This window comes from Streptomyces sp. E-08, assembly GCF_049913095.1.
Lineage (GTDB): Bacteria > Actinomycetota > Actinomycetes > Streptomycetales > Streptomycetaceae > Streptomyces.
This window is the reverse complement of the sequence record NZ_CP183971.1, coordinates 5,872,750-5,890,543: the sequence shown is the minus strand read 5'-3', so window position 1 is coordinate 5,890,543 and position 17,794 is coordinate 5,872,750. Positions and strand designations below refer to the sequence as shown.

Sequence of the window (17,794 nt, the reverse complement as noted above, 5' to 3'; positions counted from 1 at the left end):
CCCGGCCGTCCACGGAAGAGGCCCCCGCCACCGGAGGGTGGCGGGGGCCCCGGCCGTGCGCTATGCCTTCGGCGCGTCGTCCTCGGCGGCCGTCGCGGAGGGGGACTCGGCCTCGGCCGGCTCCTTCGGCTCCGTCGGCTCGGGCTCCGTCGGCTTCGGGGCCTTGGTGATCGTCACGTCCACCGCTTCGCGGGCGGCCGGGATCGTGATGCCGTCCGCGTTCTCCGGGTGGTGGCACGCCACGCGCTGGCCCGGGCGGAGTTCCAGCAGCGGGGGCTCCTGGGTCCGGCAGACGTCCGTGGCCTTCCAGCAGCGGGTGTGGAAGCGGCAGCCCGGCGGCGGGGCGATCGGGGACGGGACGTCGCCCTTCAGCAGGATCCGGTCGCTCTTGGCGCCCCGGCGGCGCGGGTCCGGGATCGGGACCGCGGACATCAGGGCCCGGGTGTACGGGTGCATGGGCGACTCGTACAGGGACTTCCGGTCCGCCAGCTCCACGACCTTGCCCAGGTACATCACCGCGATGCGGTCCGAGACGTGCCGGATCACGGAGAGGTCGTGGGCGATGATCACGTACGTGAGGCCGAGCTCCTGCTGGAGGTCGTCCAGGAGGTTGACCACCTGCGCCTGGATGGAGACGTCCAGGGCCGAGACGGGCTCGTCCGCGACGACCAGCTTCGGCTTCAGGGCCAGGGCGCGGGCGATGCCGATGCGCTGGCGCTGGCCGCCGGAGAACTCGTGCGGGTAGCGGTTGTAGTGCTCGGGGTTGAGGCCGACCAGGCCCAGCAGGCGCTGGACCTCCTTCTTCACGCCGCCCTCGGGCTCGACGCCCTGGAGCTTGAAGGGGGCCGAGACGATCGAGCCGACCGTGTGGCGCGGGTTCAGCGAGCCGTACGGGTCCTGGAAGATCATCTGGATGTCCCGGCGGAACGGGCGCATGCCCGAGACGCCGAGGTGCGAGATGTCCTTGCCCTGGAACTCGATGGTGCCGTCGGTCGGTTCGAGGAGCCGGGTGATGAGCCGGCCCATCGTCGACTTGCCGCAGCCGGACTCGCCGACCACGCCGAGGGTCTCACCGGGGTAGACCTCGAAGTCGAGGCCGTCGACCGCCTTGACCGCACCGGTCTGGCGCTGGAGCAGCCCCTTCTTGATGGGGAAGTGCTTCTTCAGGCCGGTGACCTTGAGCAGGGGCTCCATGTTGTCGCTCACAGTTTCGGCGCAATCTCTTCGGTCCAGATGCGGGTCCGCTCCTCCTGCGGCATGTGGCATGCCGAGAAGTGGCGGTCCCCGGCCGGCGCCAGCTCCGGCCGCTGGGTGCGCGTGATGCCGCCCTTGGGGACGTCCGCGTACGGGCAGCGGGGGTTGAAGGCGCAGCCGCTCGGGATGTTGATGAGGCTGGGCGGGTTGCCCTTGACCGGGATGAGCCGCTCGGTCTGCTCGCGGTCGATCCTCGGCATCGAGCCGAGCAGGCCCCAGGTGTAGGGATGCTGGGGCTCGTAGAAGACGGAGTCCGCCGGTCCGCGCTCGACGCAGCGCCCGCCGTACATGACGAGGATGTCGTCGGCGAGCTCGGCGACGACGCCGAGGTCGTGGGTGATGATGACGACCGCGGAGCCGAACTCCTTCTGGAGGTCCCGCATCAGGTCGAGGATCTGTGCCTGCACGGTGACGTCGAGCGCGGTGGTCGGCTCGTCGGCGATGAGCAGTTCGGGGTTGTTGACGAGCGCCATGGCGATCATCGCGCGCTGGCGCATGCCGCCGGAGAACTCGTGCGGGTAGTTGTCGAACCGCTTGGCGGGCTCGGGGATGCCGACCCGGTCGAGGAGTTCGACGGCCCGCTTCTTCGCCGTCTTCTTGTCGACGGCGTTGTGGATGCGGTACGCCTCCACGATCTGGTTGCCGACCGAGTAGTACGGGTGCATCGCGGACAGCGGGTCCTGGAAGATCATCGCCATCTCGCGGCCGCGCATCCGGCGGACCTCGTCCGGGTCCGCGGAGAGCAGCTCGCGGCCGTTCAGCCAGATCTCGCCGGAGATCCGCGCCTTCTGCCGGCCGTACTGCCCGACGGTGTGCAGGCCCATGATGCCGAGCGAGGTGACCGACTTGCCGGAGCCGGACTCGCCCACGATGCCGAGGGTCTTGCCCTTCTCCAGCTGGAAGCTGAGGCCGTCGACCGACTTGACCAGACCGTCGTCGGTCGGGAAGTGGATCTTCAGGTCGCGTACGTCGAGGAAGGCCTCGGACGGGGCGGACTTCCCGGTGTCGACGGGCTCTCCCACGGCCGCGCCCGTCTTCGTCAGCTTGTCCGTCATGCGAGCCTCACTCGGGGGTCGATCACCGCGTACAGCAGGTCCACGACGAGGTTGGCGATGACGACGCAGGAGGCCGTGATGAGGGTGACGGCCAGGATCAGCGGCAGGTCACGCTCGCTCACGCCCTTGATGGCGAGGCCGCCGAGGCCGTGGAGGCTGAACGCGGTCTCGGTCAGGATCGCGCCGCCGATGAGGGCGCCGAGGTCCATGCCGAAGATGGTCAGGATGGGGGTCATGGTGGAGCGCATGGCGTGCTTGCCGAGCACGACGGGTTCCGGCAGACCCTTGGCCCGCGCGGTGCGGATGTAGTCCTCGCCGAGGACCTCCAGCATGGTGGCGCGGGTGAGTCGCGCGTACATCGCCGCGTACAGGAAGGCGAGGGTGACCCAGGGAAGGAGCAGTCCGCCGAACCAGCCGCCGAAGGACTCGGTGATCGGCACGTACGAGGCGTCGACCCAGTGGAGCTGGGTGCGGAAGACGAGCATCGCCAGCATGGCGGTGAAGAAGATGGGGAGCGAGACGCCGGCGAGCGCCGTGATCATCGCGGCGCGGTCGATGATCGTGCCCCGCTTGAGCGCGGAGACCACGCCCGTGGAGACGCCGAGGACCAGCCACAGCACGGCCGCGCCGACGACCATGGAAAGGGTGACCGGGAAGGCGTCGACCAGCATGCTCCAGACGTCCTGCTCGGTACGGAACGAGTACCCGAAGCAGGGCGCGGCGCAGTGGATGGTGTCGCCGCCGCCGGTGTAGTCCCGGCCGACGAAGATGCCGGAGACGAAGTGCCAGAACTGCACCAGGATCGGCTCGTCCAGGCCCAGCTTCTGCCGGATGGCCTCGATGGAAGCCGGATCCGCCTGCTTGCCGACGAACATCGCGGCAGGGTCGCTGCCGGTCATCTTGGGGATGAGGAAGAAGATGCTGAGCGTCACCAGTGTGACGACGAGCAGCATCACGACGACTGCGAAGAGCCGTCGGACTATGTATGCAAGCATGCGGTCGGCCGGCCGGCGGCCGGGGAACCCGATCGGGTTCCCCGGCCGCCGCCAACGGCCATCACCTGCCCTTCGGACCTGGCGGCGGGTGGTGCGCCGGTGAAGCGGGTCGGATTACTTGACGACGCCGAGCGACGCGTAGTCGTAGCGGCCGTTGTAGGCGTCCGCCGTGTAGACGTTGGTCAGCCGGGAGCTGCGCCAGATGATGTTCTTCTCGTGGGTGAAGGGCAGGTAGACCGCGGCCTCCGACACCTTCGTGTTGATCTGCTTGTAGAGCTCGCCGGCCTTGGCCGGGTCGGTCTCCTTCAGCGCCTGGTCGAACAGGCCGTTGACGGCCTTGTCGTTCAGCTCCGAGAAGTTGTTGTTACCGCTCTGGAGGATGAAGCGGCCGTCGACCAGCGGCTGGAGGAAGCCCTGACCGGTCGGGAAGTCGGCGCCCCAGCCCATGATGATGATGCCGTAGCCCTTCTCCTTGACCACCTTCGGCGAACCGATGATGCCCGAGGTCTGGGCTCCGTCGAACTGGTCGATCTGGGCGTCGATGCCGACGGCCTTCAGCGACTGCTGGAGGGACTCGGCGGTCGCGATCTCGATCTTCTTGTTGTTGCGGACCGCGATCGTGGTCTTGAAGCCGCCCGGCTTACCGCACTTCTTCAGCGCCTCCTTGGCCTTGGCCAGGTCCGGGGCGCCACCGAGCTTGCCGTACGGGTCGGCCTTCGGGTCGGCACCCTTGATCGCCGGCGGCAGCATGTTGGAGGCGATGTCGCCACCGGCCTGCGGGCCACCACGGGCGGTCTGGAGGGACTTCGAGTCGGCGGCGTAGATGATCGCCTTGCGGCACTCGATGTTGGGGATCACCGTCTGCGGGAAGACCGCGTAGCGGATGAAGCCCGTCTGCGGGTTGTCGACGTTGTCCTTGTGCTGCTGGAGGACCTTCTGGCGCGCGGCGGCGCCGACGCCCGTCGCGTTGATGTCGAGGTCGTACTCGCCCTCGACCAGACGGTTGTCCATGTCGTCGGCGTTCGTGGTGAACGTGACGCTGATCTTGTCCGGCAGGGCCTTGCGGACGGTGTCCGTCTTGGCGTCCCACTTGTCGTTGCGGACGAGCTTGATGGACTTGTTGGGGGTGTAGGAGTCCCACTTGTACGGGCCGGAGGAGAAGGGCTTCAGGCCGTACTTGGCCTTGGTGTCCTTGTCCTGGCGGACCGGGGAGGCGGCCGGCATGGCCAGCATCTGCAGGAAGTCACCGTTGGCGACCGGCAGCTTGAAGACGATGGTCTTGTCGTCCGGGGTCTCGATCGCCTTCAGGCCGAGCTTGTCCGCGGAGGTGTCCTTGTACGGACCCTTGTACTCGCCCTTGGGGTCGAGGACCTGCTGGAGGTAGATCGGGCCGCCGGAGATGACGTCCTGGGCCCAGATGCGCTCGATGCCGTACTTGATGTCCTTGGAGGTGATCGGCTTGCCGTCCTCCCAGGTCACCCCGTCCTTCAGCGTGAAGGTGTAGGTGAGGCCGTCGGCCGAGACCTTGCCGGCGTCGGTGGCGAGGTCCGGGACCAGCTCGGTGGAGGCGGCGCCCGGCTCGGCCTTGAAGGTGACGAGCTGGCGGGTGTAGTAGCGGGCGAAGTCCCACACGAAGCCGTAGTAGCCGCGCTGCGGGTCCCAGTTGTCGGCCTCCTGCGAGCCGATGAACTTCAGCTCGCCGCCCTTCTTGTCGGACGCGTTGGCGACCTTGTTCACGGCGGCGTTGAAGCCGGCCGCGCCCGCCTTGCCCTTGTCGCCACCGTCGCCGTTGCCGCCGCCACAGGCGGTGGTGACGACCATCGTGGCCGCGGCAAGCAGCGCGCCCGCGGCGATTCTGCGCTGAGAGCTCTTCAGCATGGGTCCAGCAACCTCCGGGATAGTGGCGGGGCCGTCACGGCGGTCCGCCGATTGGGGTGGGCCTCCTGTCGCCTGCGGCAGGGGCGGTCTTGCGTGTCGTCGGCGAACGATCAGCGGGAGCCCTTCGGGTCGAGCGCGTCACGCACGCCGTCGCCGAAGAGGTTGAACGCCAGAACGGTGATGAAGATCGCGAGGCCGGGAATCACCATGAACAGGGGATCCGACTCGTAGGTGGTGATGGCCGTCGACAGCATCTGGCCCCAGGAAGCGGTGGGAGGCTTCACACCCGCGCCGAGGAAGCTGAGCGCCGCTTCGGTGAGGATGTTGGTGGGGATCATCAGGGTCGCGTAGACCATGATCGGGGCGAGCAGGTTGGGCAGCAGCTCGCGGCGCAGGATGTAGAAGCGTCCCGCGCCCAGGCTCTGGGCGGCCTCGACGTACTCGCGGTTGCGCAGCGAGAGGGTCTGGCCGCGGACGATGCGGCCGACGTACGGCCAGCCGAAGAAGCCGATCACGACGACGAGCGCCGCGATGCGCACGCCCGATCCGTCCAGGCCGAGGAGCTCGTTGGGAAGCACCGAGACCAGGGCGATCGTGAAGAGCAGCTGCGGGAACGCGAGCATGACGTCCATGATCCGGCTGAGGGCCGCGTCGACCCAGCCGCCGAAGTAACCGGCGATGACGCCGAGGACGGTGCCGAGGAAGACCGCGAAGACCGCAGCGAGGAAGGCGACGAGCAGCGAGATCCGGGCGCCGTAGACGATCCGGCTGAAGACGTCGCGGCCGTTGACGGGCTCGACGCCGAAGAGGAAGTCGGAACTGACGCCGCCCCAGGAGCCGATCGGCGTACCGAACAGCGGGTCGATCTGGTCCTCGTGGAACTCGTCCGGCGGGTGGCCGAGGAGGCCCACGATGACCGGCGCGAAGATCGCGACGAGGATGAGGAAGACGACGACGAAGGCGCCCGCGAGGGCCAGCTTGTCGCGCTTGAGACGGGTCCAGGCGATCTTCCAGGGCGAACGCCCCTCGATCGCCGTGCCGGAGTTGTCCGGAGTGCCGGGAGCGTCGGGCGCGCCGTCGACGGTGGCGGTCGCCTCGCCCGCACTCGTCTCGTGCAGTGGTGCCGTCATCGTGGTGAGGACCCCTCTCGGCCGCCGGTAGCCGGCCCTTGCCCGCCGCGGGTAGCGGCTCGGTGGAACAACATGCTGGGCACCTGCTCGAAAGGAGCCGAACGCCCGGTGTTCCGGGGAGTCTTCAATGCGCTTGTGATCACCCGCCAGCCCTGACGGGGAATGTTTGCTCAAACGTGATGCGGTGCTGCGACTTCCGTTATCCGGACGTCGCGATCATGTGAGCGGACCAACCGGGGCCCTCTTCCCCGCAATCGGACATGCCGCTCAACTCGTGCCGTGTCCTGCCGTATCGGGGTGAACGAAGGCCTCCGGAGCGGACTCCGGAGGCCTTTGCCGACAAGGGGGACACGAGGGACGTCTCAGTATCCGGACGGGGTCTGTGGCGGGTATCCGTACCCCGGCGCGGCGGCCGAACCGCGCCCGGCGTGCGCCTCGCGGTCGTAGAAGGGACGCGCGTTCGCCCGCAGCCAGAGCGCCACCGGGTCGTACGCGTCGGAGAGGGCGACCGTCGAGACGGGTAGCCCGTCGGGGACGGAGCCGATCGACTGCCGCATCATCGAGCGGACCGTGTCGACGGCCGCGGCGGAGGTGTCGTACAGGTCGAGACCGATGGCGAGGTACGGGGAGCCGAGCGCCGGCTGCACCCAGCCGCGGCGCAGTGCCCGGACGGCCGGGGTGCGGTGCGCGTTCTGCGTGAGCAGGGCGTAGAACTGGGGCATCTCCAGGGCGGGCTCGGTGACGCGCAGCGGCCCGGCGGGCATCCGGTCGAGACCGGTGGCGATGCGCCGCAGGTCGGCCCAGGGGATGCCGACGCCGCCGTTGGGGGCGTGCGGATTCAGCCAGACTCCCCAGCGGTCGGGGTAGAGCGCGCGGGCGATGTCACGGCCGGTGACGAGCTCGTGGGCGCGGTTCCAGCCGGAGGCGGCGAGTTCCTGGGCGGAGGTGACGCAGGGCGCGTAGCCGAAGCCGTCGACCTCCATGTTCCCGTACTGGGCGTCGGGCGCGCCGGGGGCACCCTGCCAGAGCAGCATCCAGAGCTCGCCGTCGGCGAGGGCGTGCAGCAACTGCTCGTACGCGTCGTAGCGTCCGGGTGCCACCTGCCCCAGCATGTGCTCGACCGTCCCGGTCGAAGCGGTGCCTGACGCGCTCACCCTGGGTCCCGCCCCTCTTCCGTCCACCACGTACGTCTGTCCAGCGATCCAGTCAGTTCAGCTTAAACAGGGGGCCGCTCACACGGCGGCGCGCTGGTAGAAGGGACGCACCCGCTCCAGCATCCAGTCGCCGACCGGGTCCTGCGCCATGTCGAGCAGGATCAGGTTGACCGGCCAGGCGACCTCGACCCGGCCGAGGGCCCGGCCCAGGGCGTCCAGGGGGGCGTTGCGGTCGACGCCGTCCCAGCCGGCCAGCTGGACGCCGACGAAGAGGGCCGGTTCGGTGCCCTCGACGCTGGCGAGGGCGCGGCGGGCGGTGACGACGACCCCGGTGGCCTCGAACTCCGCGGAGGCGGCTGCGAGGAAGTCGACCGGGTCGTCCTGCCAGTCGGGCTCGAAGAGCCGGACGCGGCCGCCGCTGGCGGGGCCGTCGAGCGGGGTGCGGCCCGCGCGGCAGAGCTCGGCGACGGCGGGCGGGGGCAGCGGGACGCCGACGGTGCCGCCGGGGTTCACGGCGATGCCGAGCTGCGGGGGCAGGCCGCGGGCGAAGTCACGGGCGGGGGCGACGGTGAAGGACATGTGGTCGCCGACGCACGCGAGGAACTGCTGCTCGGAGCTGAAGACGGGGACGTAGGCCGCGCCGTCGATCTCCAGGGTGGCGAGGTCGAGGCCGGGGCTGTCGGGGCCGCCGCCGTTGGGCAGGGGCACCCAGACCGGGCTGCGGCCCAGCACCTCGACCAGCCGGCCGCCGGCCCCGGGGTTGCCGAGTGAGGCGGCAAGGACCTCTTCGAGCTCGTTGCCCGGCCACGTCACGTCCACGGTCGCGTTTCCCCTTCTCGCACAGCCTGCCGCACCGGCCGCCGGGCAGCACCCTAACGCCGCCCCGGTGCCGCCGTGGCCAAAAGGGAAGGGTACGGGCGTCCCGGGACGGGCCGGGACGCCGGCCGCGCCCGGGACGCCGTCTCGGGCGGACGCCGTCTCGGGCGGACGCCGTCTCGGGCGGACGCCGTCTCGGGCCACCTCGCCCGCCTCGGCCCGGCCCCGTCTCGGGCGGGCGCCGTCTCGGGCCGCCTCGCCTCTCGGCCCGGCCCGGCCTGAGACGGGCCGCCCCGTCTCAGGCCGCCTCGCGGAAGCCGATCCGGTGGAGGGAGTCGGCCGCGTCCCGGTCGAGGAGGGTCACCGAGGCGCAGCCGTGCGGCAGGCTGCCGGACTCGGCGGCCCGCAGGAGCCGGCCGACGGCCCGCCGGTGGCGCGCGAAGGCGTACACGGAGACGCCCCGGCCCCGGGCGTGCTGGCCGGCCCGCGCGGTGTCCGGGGTGACGTCGAGGAGGACCAGGTGCAGGGCCCGCCCGCGCCGTCTCGCCTCGCGGGCGAGCCAGCCGCGCACCCAGGACTGGGTGCCGCAGTCGTGGACGATCACGCTCGCGCCGGAGCGCAGGACGCGGCGCAGCCCGGCGTAGTGCGCGATCCGGACGAGGGGACGGTAGAGGGCGTACGGGAGGAGGCGCGGCATGCGGGCCTCCCAGCGCTCGCGGGCGTCCTGGGAGTCGATGCCGCTGTCCTCGGCGGCGCGCCTCATCAGGGTGGACTTGCCGCTGCCGGGCAGCCCGGAGACGACGACGAGGTCGCCGGCGGCGAAGGTGAGGGCGCGGGGGCCGCGGCCGCCGCGCTCGCGCAGGTCCCGCAGGAGGCGGCCGCGGCGGCTCCGGGCGCGGGCCCGCTGGGACGGTATGCCGGTACTGGTCGCGTATGCGCCGGTGTGCTGGATCCTCATCGCGCTCTCCCCCTGTCGGGTCTCAGGAGACCTGAGGAGACCCTTGCCCACGAAGTGTAAAGAATCGGTAATGCGACACAAGCGATTTGCCCCGCCGACACCGCGTGCAATGATGTGCGCGCCAGGCGCGCACAGTCGCCGCACAATCGCATACCGGCCGCTCGAATCCGCGCGGGAGAGTTCCGGACCGCCGAGCGCGTCCGGACGCCGAAGGAGCAAGACCCTCCCTTGAATCTCTCAGGCCCCGTACCGCGTGGATGAGGCAGATCTGAAAAGCGGGACACCCTGCCGTGTCCCCACCCAAGGTGCAAGCCGAGGATGCCCTCGGTGAACCTCTCAGGTTCCATGACAGATGGGGAGGACGTCCTCGCCCGTCATGTGTTTTCGTCACCGATCACGCCCTTGGGACCCGGGAGCCACCCCATGAGCACTGCCCCCCGTCTGACCGCCCTCGACGAGCTGCACCGTTCGCTGGGCGCGACCATGACCGACTTCGCCGGCTGGGACATGCCGCTCCGGTACGCCAGCGAGCGCGACGAGCACAACGCCGTCCGCACCAAGGCCGGTCTCTTCGACCTCTCGCACATGGGTGAGATCACGGTCACCGGTCCGCAGGCCGTGGAGCTCCTCGACCACGCCCTCGTCGGCAACATCTCGACCGTGGGCAACGGCCGCGCCCGCTACACGATGATCTGCCGGGAGGACGGCGGCATCCTCGACGACCTGATCGTCTACCGCCTCGGCGAGACGGAGTACATGGTCGTCGCCAACGCCTCCAACGCCCAGGTCGTCCTCGACGCCCTGACCGAGCGCGCGGCCGGCTTCGACGCCGAGGTGCGCGACGACCGTGACGCGTACGCCCTGATCGCGGTCCAGGGCCCGGAGTCCCCCGGCATCCTGAAGTCGGTCACCGACGCCGACCTGGACGGCCTGAAGTACTACGCGGGCCTGCCCGGCACCGTCGCGGGCGTGCCGGCGCTGATCGCCCGCACCGGCTACACCGGCGAGGACGGCTTCGAGCTGTTCCTGAAGCCCGAGCACGCCGAGGGCGTGTGGCGGGCGCTGACCGAGGCGGGCGAGGGCGTCGGCCTGATCCCCTGCGGCCTGTCCTGCCGCGACACGCTCCGCCTGGAGGCGGGCATGCCGCTGTACGGCCACGAGCTGACCACCGCCCTCACCCCCTTCGACGCGGGCCTCGGCCGGGTCGTGAAGTTCGAGAAGACGACCAACGAGGGCCGCTTCGTCGGCCGCGAGGCGCTGGAGAAGGCCGCCGAGCGCGCCGAGAGCGCCCCGCCGCGCAAGCTCGTCGGTCTGGTCGCCGAGGGCCGCAGGGTCCCGCGCGCCGGCTTCCAGGTCGTCAAGGACGGCGAGGTCATCGGCGAGGTCACCTCCGGCGCCCCGTCCCCGACCCTCGGAAAGCCGATCGCGATGGCGTACGTGGACGCGGCGCACGCCACGCCCGGCACCCCGGGTGTCGGTGTGGACATCCGCGGCACCCACGAGGCCTACGAGGTCGTGGCGCTGCCGTTCTACAAGCGCCAGAAGTGACGCAGTCGTCTCACCCCCGGTCTCATCCCGCGAGACCGACGTTCATCAGTACTCCCCCGATCCAGGAGAATCAGGTCATGAGCAACCCCCAGCAGCTGCGCTACACCAAGGAGCACGAGTGGCTGTCGGACGCCGAGGACGGCGTCTCGACCGTCGGCATCACGGAGTTCGCGGCCAACGCGCTCGGTGACGTCGTCTACGCCCAGCTCCCCGAGGTCGGCGACACCGTCACCGCGGGCGAGACCTGTGGCGAGCTGGAGTCGACGAAGTCCGTGAGCGACCTGTACTCCCCCGTCACGGGTGAGGTCGTCGCCGCCAACCAGGACGTGGTCGACGACCCGTCGCTGGTGAACACGGCTCCGTTCGAGGGTGGCTGGCTGTTCAAGGTGCGCGTCACCGGTGAGCCGGAGGAGCTGCTCACCGCCGACGAGTACACCGCGTTCTCCGCCGGCTGAGACCGGGCCCGAGACCCCTAGGGATCGATTCATGTCGCTTCTGAACACTCCCCTCCACGAGCTGGACCCCGACGTCGCCGCCGCCGTCGACGCCGAGCTCCGCCGTCAGCAGTCCACCCTCGAGATGATCGCCTCGGAGAACTTCGCTCCGGTCGCGGTCATGGAGGCCCAGGGCTCCGTCCTCACCAACAAGTACGCCGAGGGCTACCCGGGCCGCCGCTACTACGGCGGCTGCGAGCACGTCGACGTGGCCGAGCAGATCGCCATCGACCGGATCAAGGACCTGTTCGGCGCCGAGTACGCCAACGTCCAGCCGCACTCCGGCGCCTCCGCGAACCAGGCCGCCCTCTTCGCGATCGCCCAGCCCGGCGACACGATCCTGGGTCTGGACCTGGCGCACGGCGGTCACCTCACCCACGGCATGCGCCTGAACTTCTCCGGCAAGCAGTTCAACGTGGTCGCGTACCACGTGGACGAGGCCGGTCTGGTCGACATGGCCGAGGTCGAGCGCCTCGCCAAGGAGCACCGCCCCAAGGTGATCATCGCGGGCTGGTCCGCCTACCCGCGCCAGCTGGACTTCGCCGAGTTCCGCCGGATCGCCGACGAGGTCGAGGCCTACCTGTGGGTCGACATGGCCCACTTCGCGGGCCTGGTCGCCGCCGGTCTGCACCCGAACCCGGTCGAGTACGCGGACGTGGTGACCTCCACCACGCACAAGACGCTCGGCGGCCCGCGCGGCGGCATCATCCTGGCGAAGAAGGAGTTCGCGAAGAAGCTGAACTCCTCCGTCTTCCCCGGATTCCAGGGCGGCCCGCTCGAGCACGTGATCGCGGCCAAGGCCGTCTCCTTCAAGGTCGCGGCCTCGGAGGAGTTCAAGGAGCGCCAGCAGCGCACCCTGGACGGCGCCCGCGCGCTCGCCGAGCGCCTGGTCCAGGACGACGTCACCGCCCACGGTGTCTCCGTCCTGTCCGGCGGCACGGACGTCCACCTGGTCCTGGTGGACCTGCGCGACTCCGAGCTCGACGGCCAGCAGGCCGAGGACCGTCTCCACGAGGTCGGCATCACGGTCAACCGGAACGCCGTTCCGAACGACCCGCGCCCGCCGATGGTCACCTCGGGTCTGCGCATCGGCACGCCGGCGCTCGCCACCCGCGGCTTCCAGGCCGACGACTTCGCCGAGGTCGCCGACGTCATCGCCGAGACCCTGAAGCCGGGCTTCGACGCGGACAAGGCCGCCGCCCTCAAGGCCCGGGTGACCGCGCTGGCGGACAAGCACCCGCTGTACCCCGGCCTGAAGTAAATTTCGTACCCTTTTGTTCTGCGGCCCGTCTGCGGTCGTTCGCACGAAAGCTCCGGGGCACCGCGCACACTGGACAGTGGGCGCGGTGCCCCGCCCCTTGCTCAGCCCTCGCTGCTCCACCCCGGCAGACAACGGCGTCCAGCCCCCACAAGGAGTCCTCCCGTGGCCATCTCGGTCTTCGACCTGTTCTCGATCGGCATCGGTCCGTCGAGCTCCCACACGGTGGGCCCCATGAGGGCTGCCCGGATGTTCGGCCGCCGGCTGAAGAACGAGGGCCTGCTCGCCCACACGGCGAAGATACGAGCGGAGCTGTACGGCTCGCTCGGCGCCACCGGCCACGGCCACGGCACCCCGAAGGCGGTCCTGCTGGGCCTGGAGGGCAACTCCCCGCGCACGGTGAACGTGGAGACCGCCGACGCCGAGTTCGAGCGGATCAAGGCGGGCGGCCGGATCAACCTGCTCGGCGCGCACGAGATCCCCTTCGACTTCGACGCCGACCTGATCCTGCACCGGCGCAAGGCGCTCCCGTACCACGCCAACGGCATGACCGTCTTCGCGTACGACGCGGAGGGCGGCCTCGTCCTGGAGAAGACCTACTACTCGGTCGGCGGCGGCTTCGTCGTCGACGAGGACGCGGTGGCCGGCGAGAACCCGATCGTCCCCGACGACACCGTCCTGAAGTACCCCTTCCGCACCGGCGACGAGCTGCTGCGCCTCGCGAAGGAGACCGGCCTGTCGATCTCCGCGCTGATGCTGGAGAACGAGAAGGCCTGGCGCACCGAGGACGAGATCCGCGCCGGTCTCCTGGAGATCTGGCGGGTCATGCAGTCCTGCGTCTCGCGCGGCATGTCCCGCGAGGGCATCCTGCCCGGCGGCCTGAAGGTCCGCCGCCGCGCCGCGAACCTGGCCCGCAAGCTGCGCTCCGAGGGCGACCCGAAGATGCACGCCATGGAGTGGATCACGCTCTACGCCATGGCCGTGAACGAGGAGAACGCGGCGGGCGGCCGGGTGGTCACCGCCCCGACGAACGGCGCGGCCGGCATCATCCCCGCCGTCCTGCACTACTACACGAACTTCGTGCCGGGCGCCGACGACGACGGCATCGTCCGCTTCATGCTGGCGGCGGGCGCGGTCGGCATGCTCTTCAAGGAGAACGCCTCGATCTCCGGCGCCGAGGTCGGCTGCCAGGGCGAGGTCGGCTCGGCCTGCTCGATGGCGGCGGGCGCGCTCGCCGAGGTCCTCGGCGGCTCCCCGGAGCAGGTGGAGAACGCCGCCGAGATCGGCATGGAGCACAACCTGGGCCTGACCTGCGACCCGGTCGGCGGCCTGGTGCAGATCCCGTGCATCGAGCGGAACGGCATGGCGGCGGTCAAGGCCGTCACGGCGGCGAAGATGTCGATGCGCGGCGACGGCAGCCACCTGGTCTCCCTCGACAAGGTCATCAAGACCATGAAGGAGACGGGCGCCGACATGAGCGTGAAGTACAAGGAGACGGCGCGCGGCGGTCTCGCGGTGAACATCATCGAGTGCTGAGGTCGTAGGCCCTGACCAGCGCGTTTCCATCTTCGGCGCGGTCAGGGCCTTCCCCGCCCGCACGGCGGAGGGTCCCCGGGACCGGCCGTTTCCGTTTCCGTCGTGCCGCCGCTCACGCCGGGGCCGGCACCACGCTCCGGCCCGTCTCGTGGGCGTACAGCATCGCCCGGTCGCGCAGGGCCGCGTGGACCGCCATGCGGGCGTCCCTGCGGCGCTGCGCCGGGCCGTCGGGCAGGTGCAGGATGCCGGCGTTGCCGCGCGAGCCGCGCTGGATCTCGGCCGTGCGCGGGATCCGCAGCGCCTGGTAGCGGTCGAGCCGGGCCGCGGTGGTCGCCGCCGCCGGGTCCGCCAGGCAGGCCGCCAGGTCCATCGCGTCCTCGACCGCCTGGTTGGCGCCCTGCGCCATGAACGGCAGCATCGGGTGCGCCGCGTCGCCGAGCAGGGTGAGCCGGCGCGAGGACCAGACGTCCAGCGGCGGACGGTCGTGCAGCGCCCACTGGTGCGTCGACCCGACGGCGGCCACGACGTCCGCGACCAGACCGGTCCAGCCGCCGAAGACCGCGCGCAGCGCCTCCGGGTCGCCCGGGGCCGACCAGGACTCGCCGGGCGACTCCGTCATCGGCACGGTGGCCGCGAAGCTCAGGTACTCCCCCGCCGCGACCGGGTAGCAGACGAAGTGCCCGCCGGGGCCGAGCCAGAGGCGCACCAGGGGCTCGCGGGCCGTGTCCGGGAGGGCGTCCACCGGCACCAGGCCCCGGTAGATGCCGAGCCCGGCGAACTCCGGGTCGTCGCGCCGGAAGGCCTCGCGGACCGTGGAGTGGATGCCGTCGGCGCCGACCACCAGCTCCGCCCCGCGGACCGTCCCGTCCTCGAAGGTCAGCCGGACGCCCTCGGGCCCGGTCTCCCGTGCCTCGCTCAGCCGCTCGCCGAGCTTGAGGGCGCCGGGGTCGACCAGGGACAGCAGCGCGTCGTGGAGGTGGGCGCGGTGCACCGCGTAGTACGGGGCGCCGAACATCCGCTCGCACTCCGCGCCCAGCGGCGTCCGCGCGATCGGGCGCCCGCTCCACCCCCGTACCTCCATGGCCTCGATCGCGACCGCCCGCTCCCGCAGGGCCGGGCCGAGGCCGAGCCGCAGCAGCGGCCGGACGGCGTTCGGCGAGAGCTGGACGCCCGCCCCCACCTCGGCGAGCCGCCGCGCCTGCTCGTACACCGTGTACGGAACGCCCAGGGAGGAGAGCGCACCGGCCAGGGCCAGGCCGCCGATGCCGGCGCCGACCACCGAGACGTGCGGCCGCTCCTCCGCCCCCCACTCGTCCAGATCTCCGAACCGCACCTTGGGACCGCCTTCCGCGTCGCTGCTGTGTCGGCACCGCCGGCGTCGCCGGCCGCGGTCTCCCCCGGGTCCGGCCGTCCGCCGCATCCCGAGCATGGGCGGGCCCCCCGCCCCCGGCAACGCGGGTCACGGTCCGCGCTGACAACTGTCGCGGCTTCCATGACGTCCGTCACCGGCGCCCCGGCGCGCCCGCCCGGGGGCCCCGCCCCGCGCCTAACGTCGAGGCCGCGCCCCGGAGTCCGTCTGCGGGCGACGACCCCACGACGTCCCACGACACCGGGAGAGACAGATGACACGAGCCGAGGGACCGCGGTGACCGCCGCGGTGGCCGTCGAAGGCCTGCAGAAGCGGTACGGCGACCACGAGGCCGTACGCGGAGTCGACTTCACCGTCTCCGAGGGCGAGATCTTCGCCCTGCTCGGGCCGAACGGCGCGGGCAAGACCACCACCCTGGAGATCCTGGAGGGCTTCCGCGACCGCGACGGCGGCCGCGTGGAGGTCCTCGGCCGCGACCCCGGCGTCAAGGCCGACGGGCACTGGCTGCGCGGCCAGGTCGGCCTGGTCCTCCAGGACATCGCCGTCGAGCCGTACCTGTCGGTGCGGGAGACCGTCGCGCGGAACGCCGGCTACTACCCGGACCCGCGGAACGTCGACGAGCTCCTCGACCTCGTCGGTCTGGACGAGAAGAAGGGCGCCAAGGTCAAGGACCTGTCCGGCGGCCAGAAGCGCCGCCTCGACCTGGCCCTCGGCGTCGTCGGCCGGCCGCGGCTGCTCTTCCTCGACGAGCCGACCACCGGCTTCGACCCGAACGCCCGCCGCGGCGCCTGGGACGTCGTGCGCAACCTGCGCGACGACGGCACCACCATCGTCCTCACCACCCACTACATGGACGAGGCGCAGGCCCTCGCCGACTCGGTCGTGGTGATCGCCGAGGGCCGGATCGTCGCCTCCGGCACGCCGGACACGCTCGGCGGACGCGACAGCGCCCAGACCCGGATCCGCTTCGCGCTGCCGGCCGGCGCCTCGCTCGCCGACGTGCCCCTGCCGGTGAACGACGTGGAGGACGGCCTCGTGACGGCCGAGACGACGGAGCCGACGGCCGCGCTGCACCGGCTGACCGGCTGGGCCCTGGACCGGGGCGCGCCGCTGGACCGGCTGACCGTCGAGCAGCCGACCCTCGAGGACGTCTACCTGAGCCTGACCAGCGAGTACGTACAGCAGGAAGCCTCCTCGCCGTCGTCCGCGCGGGGGCGCAAGGCGCCCGCGGGACGTGGGCGCCGACCCGGACGGAGCCGCTCATGACCACCCTGATCCCCCCGACCGCCGAGACCGCCGCGGCGGCCCCGTCCGTCCGCGCGGACGCGCCCCGCGAGCGGAACCCGCTCGCCCTGCTCGGCCACCAGATCCGCTACGAACAGCTGTCGTTCTGGCGCAACCCTCAGTCGATGGTCTTCACGTTCGTGCTGCCGATCGTCATCATCGGCATCTTCGGCGCCGTCTTCAGCGGCAGCGAGGGCCAGGACTTCTTCTTCGGCCTCACCGGCATGCAGTACTACACGCCGGTCATCGCCGCCGTGTCCGTACTCGGCGCCTGCTACGGCCAGTTGGCGATCGTGCTCGCGATGCGCCGGCAGACCGGCGTCCTCAAGCGGCTGCACGCCACCCCGCTGCCCGCCTGGGTGTACTTCGCGGGTCTGCTCGTGCACTGCGTGGTCGTCAGCATCGTGGACGTCGCCCTCGTCTTCGGCATCGGCGCCCTCTACGGCGTCGACCTGCCCACGCACTGGGGCGCGGTGCTCCTCACCCTGGTGCTCGGCGCGGCCAGCTTCTGCGCGCTCGGCGTCGGCGTGGCCCCGCTGATCAAGAACTCGGAGGCGGCCCCGGCCGTCGTGCAGTTCATCCAGTTCCCGCTGGTCTTCATCTCGGGCAGCTACTTCCCGATCCACGCCGAGCTCCTGAACACCATCGCGGGCCTGCTGCCCGTGAAGCCGTTCAACGACGCGATGCTGGCGCTGTTCACGCACGACGCCGGCTTCCAGTGGCGCGACGTCCCCGGGAACCGGGAACCCGCCGGAAACGACACCGGGCCCCGGGCGGGCGGCAACACGGGGTTGCTGCGCCCACCGGGACCCGGTGGAGGGGCCTGGCGTCAGGCGCCGGCTCAGGCCTTGCTGTAGTGCGCCCAGAACTCGTCCCAGGACAGCACACCGTCGCCGTTGTCGTCGCGCTGCTTGATGAGCACCGCGGCGACCGTCTCGGTGACGTTGAAGTCGCCGTGCTTCGCCATGAGGCTCTTGTACTCCGCGGCGGTGATGAAACCGTCCCCGTCGGTGTCGAAACTGTTGAATGCCCTGCGTGCGTCGTCGATGTCCGCCACTGCGTCCG

General features: G+C 71.0%; 16 protein-coding genes and 2 riboswitches. Of the genes, 6 read left to right on the top strand and 10 right to left on the bottom strand.

What is annotated here, in order from left to right:
- Positions 1 to 60: 60 nt before the first annotated feature.
- The 8 genes from ACN9MM_RS27285 to ACN9MM_RS27250 all read right to left on the bottom strand — a co-directional run bounded on the left by ACN9MM_RS27285 (position 61) and on the right by ACN9MM_RS27250 (position 9,240).
- A complete protein-coding gene (locus ACN9MM_RS27285) occupies positions 61 to 1,194 on the bottom strand; it encodes an ABC transporter ATP-binding protein (protein WP_426368840.1) in 1,134 nt (377 codons plus the stop codon).
- Between the two features lie 8 nt (positions 1,195 to 1,202).
- Complete coding sequence (locus ACN9MM_RS27280) at positions 1,203 to 2,309, bottom strand: ABC transporter ATP-binding protein (protein ID WP_426366269.1); 1,107 nt, start codon at positions 2,307 to 2,309, stop codon at positions 1,203 to 1,205.
- Entirely contained in the window at positions 2,306 to 3,304 is a 999-nt protein-coding gene (locus ACN9MM_RS27275; protein WP_426366267.1) for an ABC transporter permease, read from the bottom strand. Before ACN9MM_RS27275 ends, ACN9MM_RS27280 begins: the two co-directional genes overlap by 4 nt.
- A 114-nt stretch (positions 3,305 to 3,418) precedes the next feature.
- On the bottom strand, positions 3,419 to 5,182 hold the full coding sequence (locus ACN9MM_RS27270; protein ID WP_426366265.1) for an ABC transporter substrate-binding protein: 1,764 nt from the start codon (positions 5,180 to 5,182) through the stop codon (positions 3,419 to 3,421).
- 110 nt (positions 5,183 to 5,292) lie between these two features.
- On the bottom strand, positions 5,293 to 6,312 hold the full coding sequence (locus tag ACN9MM_RS27265; protein ID WP_382870071.1) for an ABC transporter permease: 1,020 nt from the start codon (positions 6,310 to 6,312) through the stop codon (positions 5,293 to 5,295).
- Positions 6,313 to 6,674: 362 nt separating this feature from the next.
- Entirely contained in the window at positions 6,675 to 7,466 is a 792-nt protein-coding gene (locus tag ACN9MM_RS27260) for an enhanced serine sensitivity protein SseB C-terminal domain-containing protein (RefSeq protein ID WP_426366264.1), read from the bottom strand.
- Between the two features lie 78 nt (positions 7,467 to 7,544).
- Positions 7,545 to 8,285 carry an enhanced serine sensitivity protein SseB gene (locus ACN9MM_RS27255; RefSeq protein ID WP_382870067.1) on the bottom strand — a complete coding sequence of 247 codons (741 nt, stop codon included), beginning with the start codon at positions 8,283 to 8,285 and terminating at the stop codon, positions 7,545 to 7,547.
- Positions 8,286 to 8,580: 295 nt separating this feature from the next.
- Positions 8,581 to 9,240 carry an AAA family ATPase gene (locus ACN9MM_RS27250; protein WP_426366262.1) on the bottom strand — a complete coding sequence of 220 codons (660 nt, stop codon included), beginning with the start codon at positions 9,238 to 9,240 and terminating at the stop codon, positions 8,581 to 8,583.
- A 162-nt stretch (positions 9,241 to 9,402) separates the two neighbouring features.
- Positions 9,403 to 9,502: riboswitch (glycine riboswitch) on the top strand.
- 1 nt (position 9,503) lies between these two features.
- A riboswitch (glycine riboswitch) is annotated at positions 9,504 to 9,602 on the top strand.
- A 61-nt stretch (positions 9,603 to 9,663) separates the two neighbouring features.
- Here ACN9MM_RS27250 and gcvT point away from each other — a divergent pair.
- From gcvT to ACN9MM_RS27230, 4 genes are all read left to right on the top strand, one after another.
- On the top strand, positions 9,664 to 10,788 hold the full coding sequence (gene gcvT, locus ACN9MM_RS27245; RefSeq protein ID WP_426366260.1) for a glycine cleavage system aminomethyltransferase GcvT: 1,125 nt from the start codon (positions 9,664 to 9,666) through the stop codon (positions 10,786 to 10,788).
- A gap of 77 nt (positions 10,789 to 10,865) precedes the next feature.
- Positions 10,866 to 11,243, top strand: a complete 378-nt coding sequence (gene gcvH / locus ACN9MM_RS27240) for a glycine cleavage system protein GcvH (protein WP_426366259.1) — start codon at positions 10,866 to 10,868, stop codon at positions 11,241 to 11,243.
- A gap of 31 nt (positions 11,244 to 11,274) precedes the next feature.
- Positions 11,275 to 12,543 (top strand): serine hydroxymethyltransferase, encoded by a 1,269-nt coding sequence (gene glyA, locus ACN9MM_RS27235; protein WP_383798347.1) that lies wholly within the window; start codon positions 11,275 to 11,277, stop codon positions 12,541 to 12,543.
- A gap of 162 nt (positions 12,544 to 12,705) precedes the next feature.
- The gene (locus ACN9MM_RS27230) at positions 12,706 to 14,076 is read left to right on the top strand and encodes an L-serine ammonia-lyase (RefSeq protein WP_426366257.1); all 1,371 of its coding nucleotides are present in this window, start codon (positions 12,706 to 12,708) and stop codon (positions 14,074 to 14,076) included.
- A 112-nt stretch (positions 14,077 to 14,188) separates the two neighbouring features.
- Here the strand turns inward: ACN9MM_RS27230 and ACN9MM_RS27225 are convergent, their stop codons facing one another.
- Positions 14,189 to 15,409: an FAD-dependent monooxygenase gene (locus ACN9MM_RS27225; protein WP_426366256.1), complete on the bottom strand. Its 1,221-nt coding sequence runs from the start codon at positions 15,407 to 15,409 to the stop codon at positions 14,189 to 14,191.
- A gap of 312 nt (positions 15,410 to 15,721) precedes the next feature.
- Here ACN9MM_RS27225 and ACN9MM_RS27220 point away from each other — a divergent pair, with 312 nt between their 5' ends.
- Positions 15,722 to 16,711 (top strand): ABC transporter ATP-binding protein, encoded by a 990-nt coding sequence (locus ACN9MM_RS27220; RefSeq protein WP_426366254.1) that lies wholly within the window; start codon positions 15,722 to 15,724, stop codon positions 16,709 to 16,711.
- A complete protein-coding gene (locus ACN9MM_RS27215) occupies positions 16,708 to 17,586 on the top strand; it encodes an ABC transporter permease (RefSeq protein WP_426366252.1) in 879 nt (292 codons plus the stop codon). The genes ACN9MM_RS27220 and ACN9MM_RS27215 overlap by 4 nt, the downstream gene beginning before the upstream one ends.
- Here ACN9MM_RS27215 and ACN9MM_RS27210 read toward each other — a convergent pair.
- Complete coding sequence (locus tag ACN9MM_RS27210) at positions 17,571 to 17,786, bottom strand: EF-hand domain-containing protein (protein WP_426366251.1); 216 nt, start codon at positions 17,784 to 17,786, stop codon at positions 17,571 to 17,573. The genes ACN9MM_RS27215 and ACN9MM_RS27210 overlap by 16 nt on opposite strands.
- Positions 17,787 to 17,794: the final 8 nt, after the last annotated feature.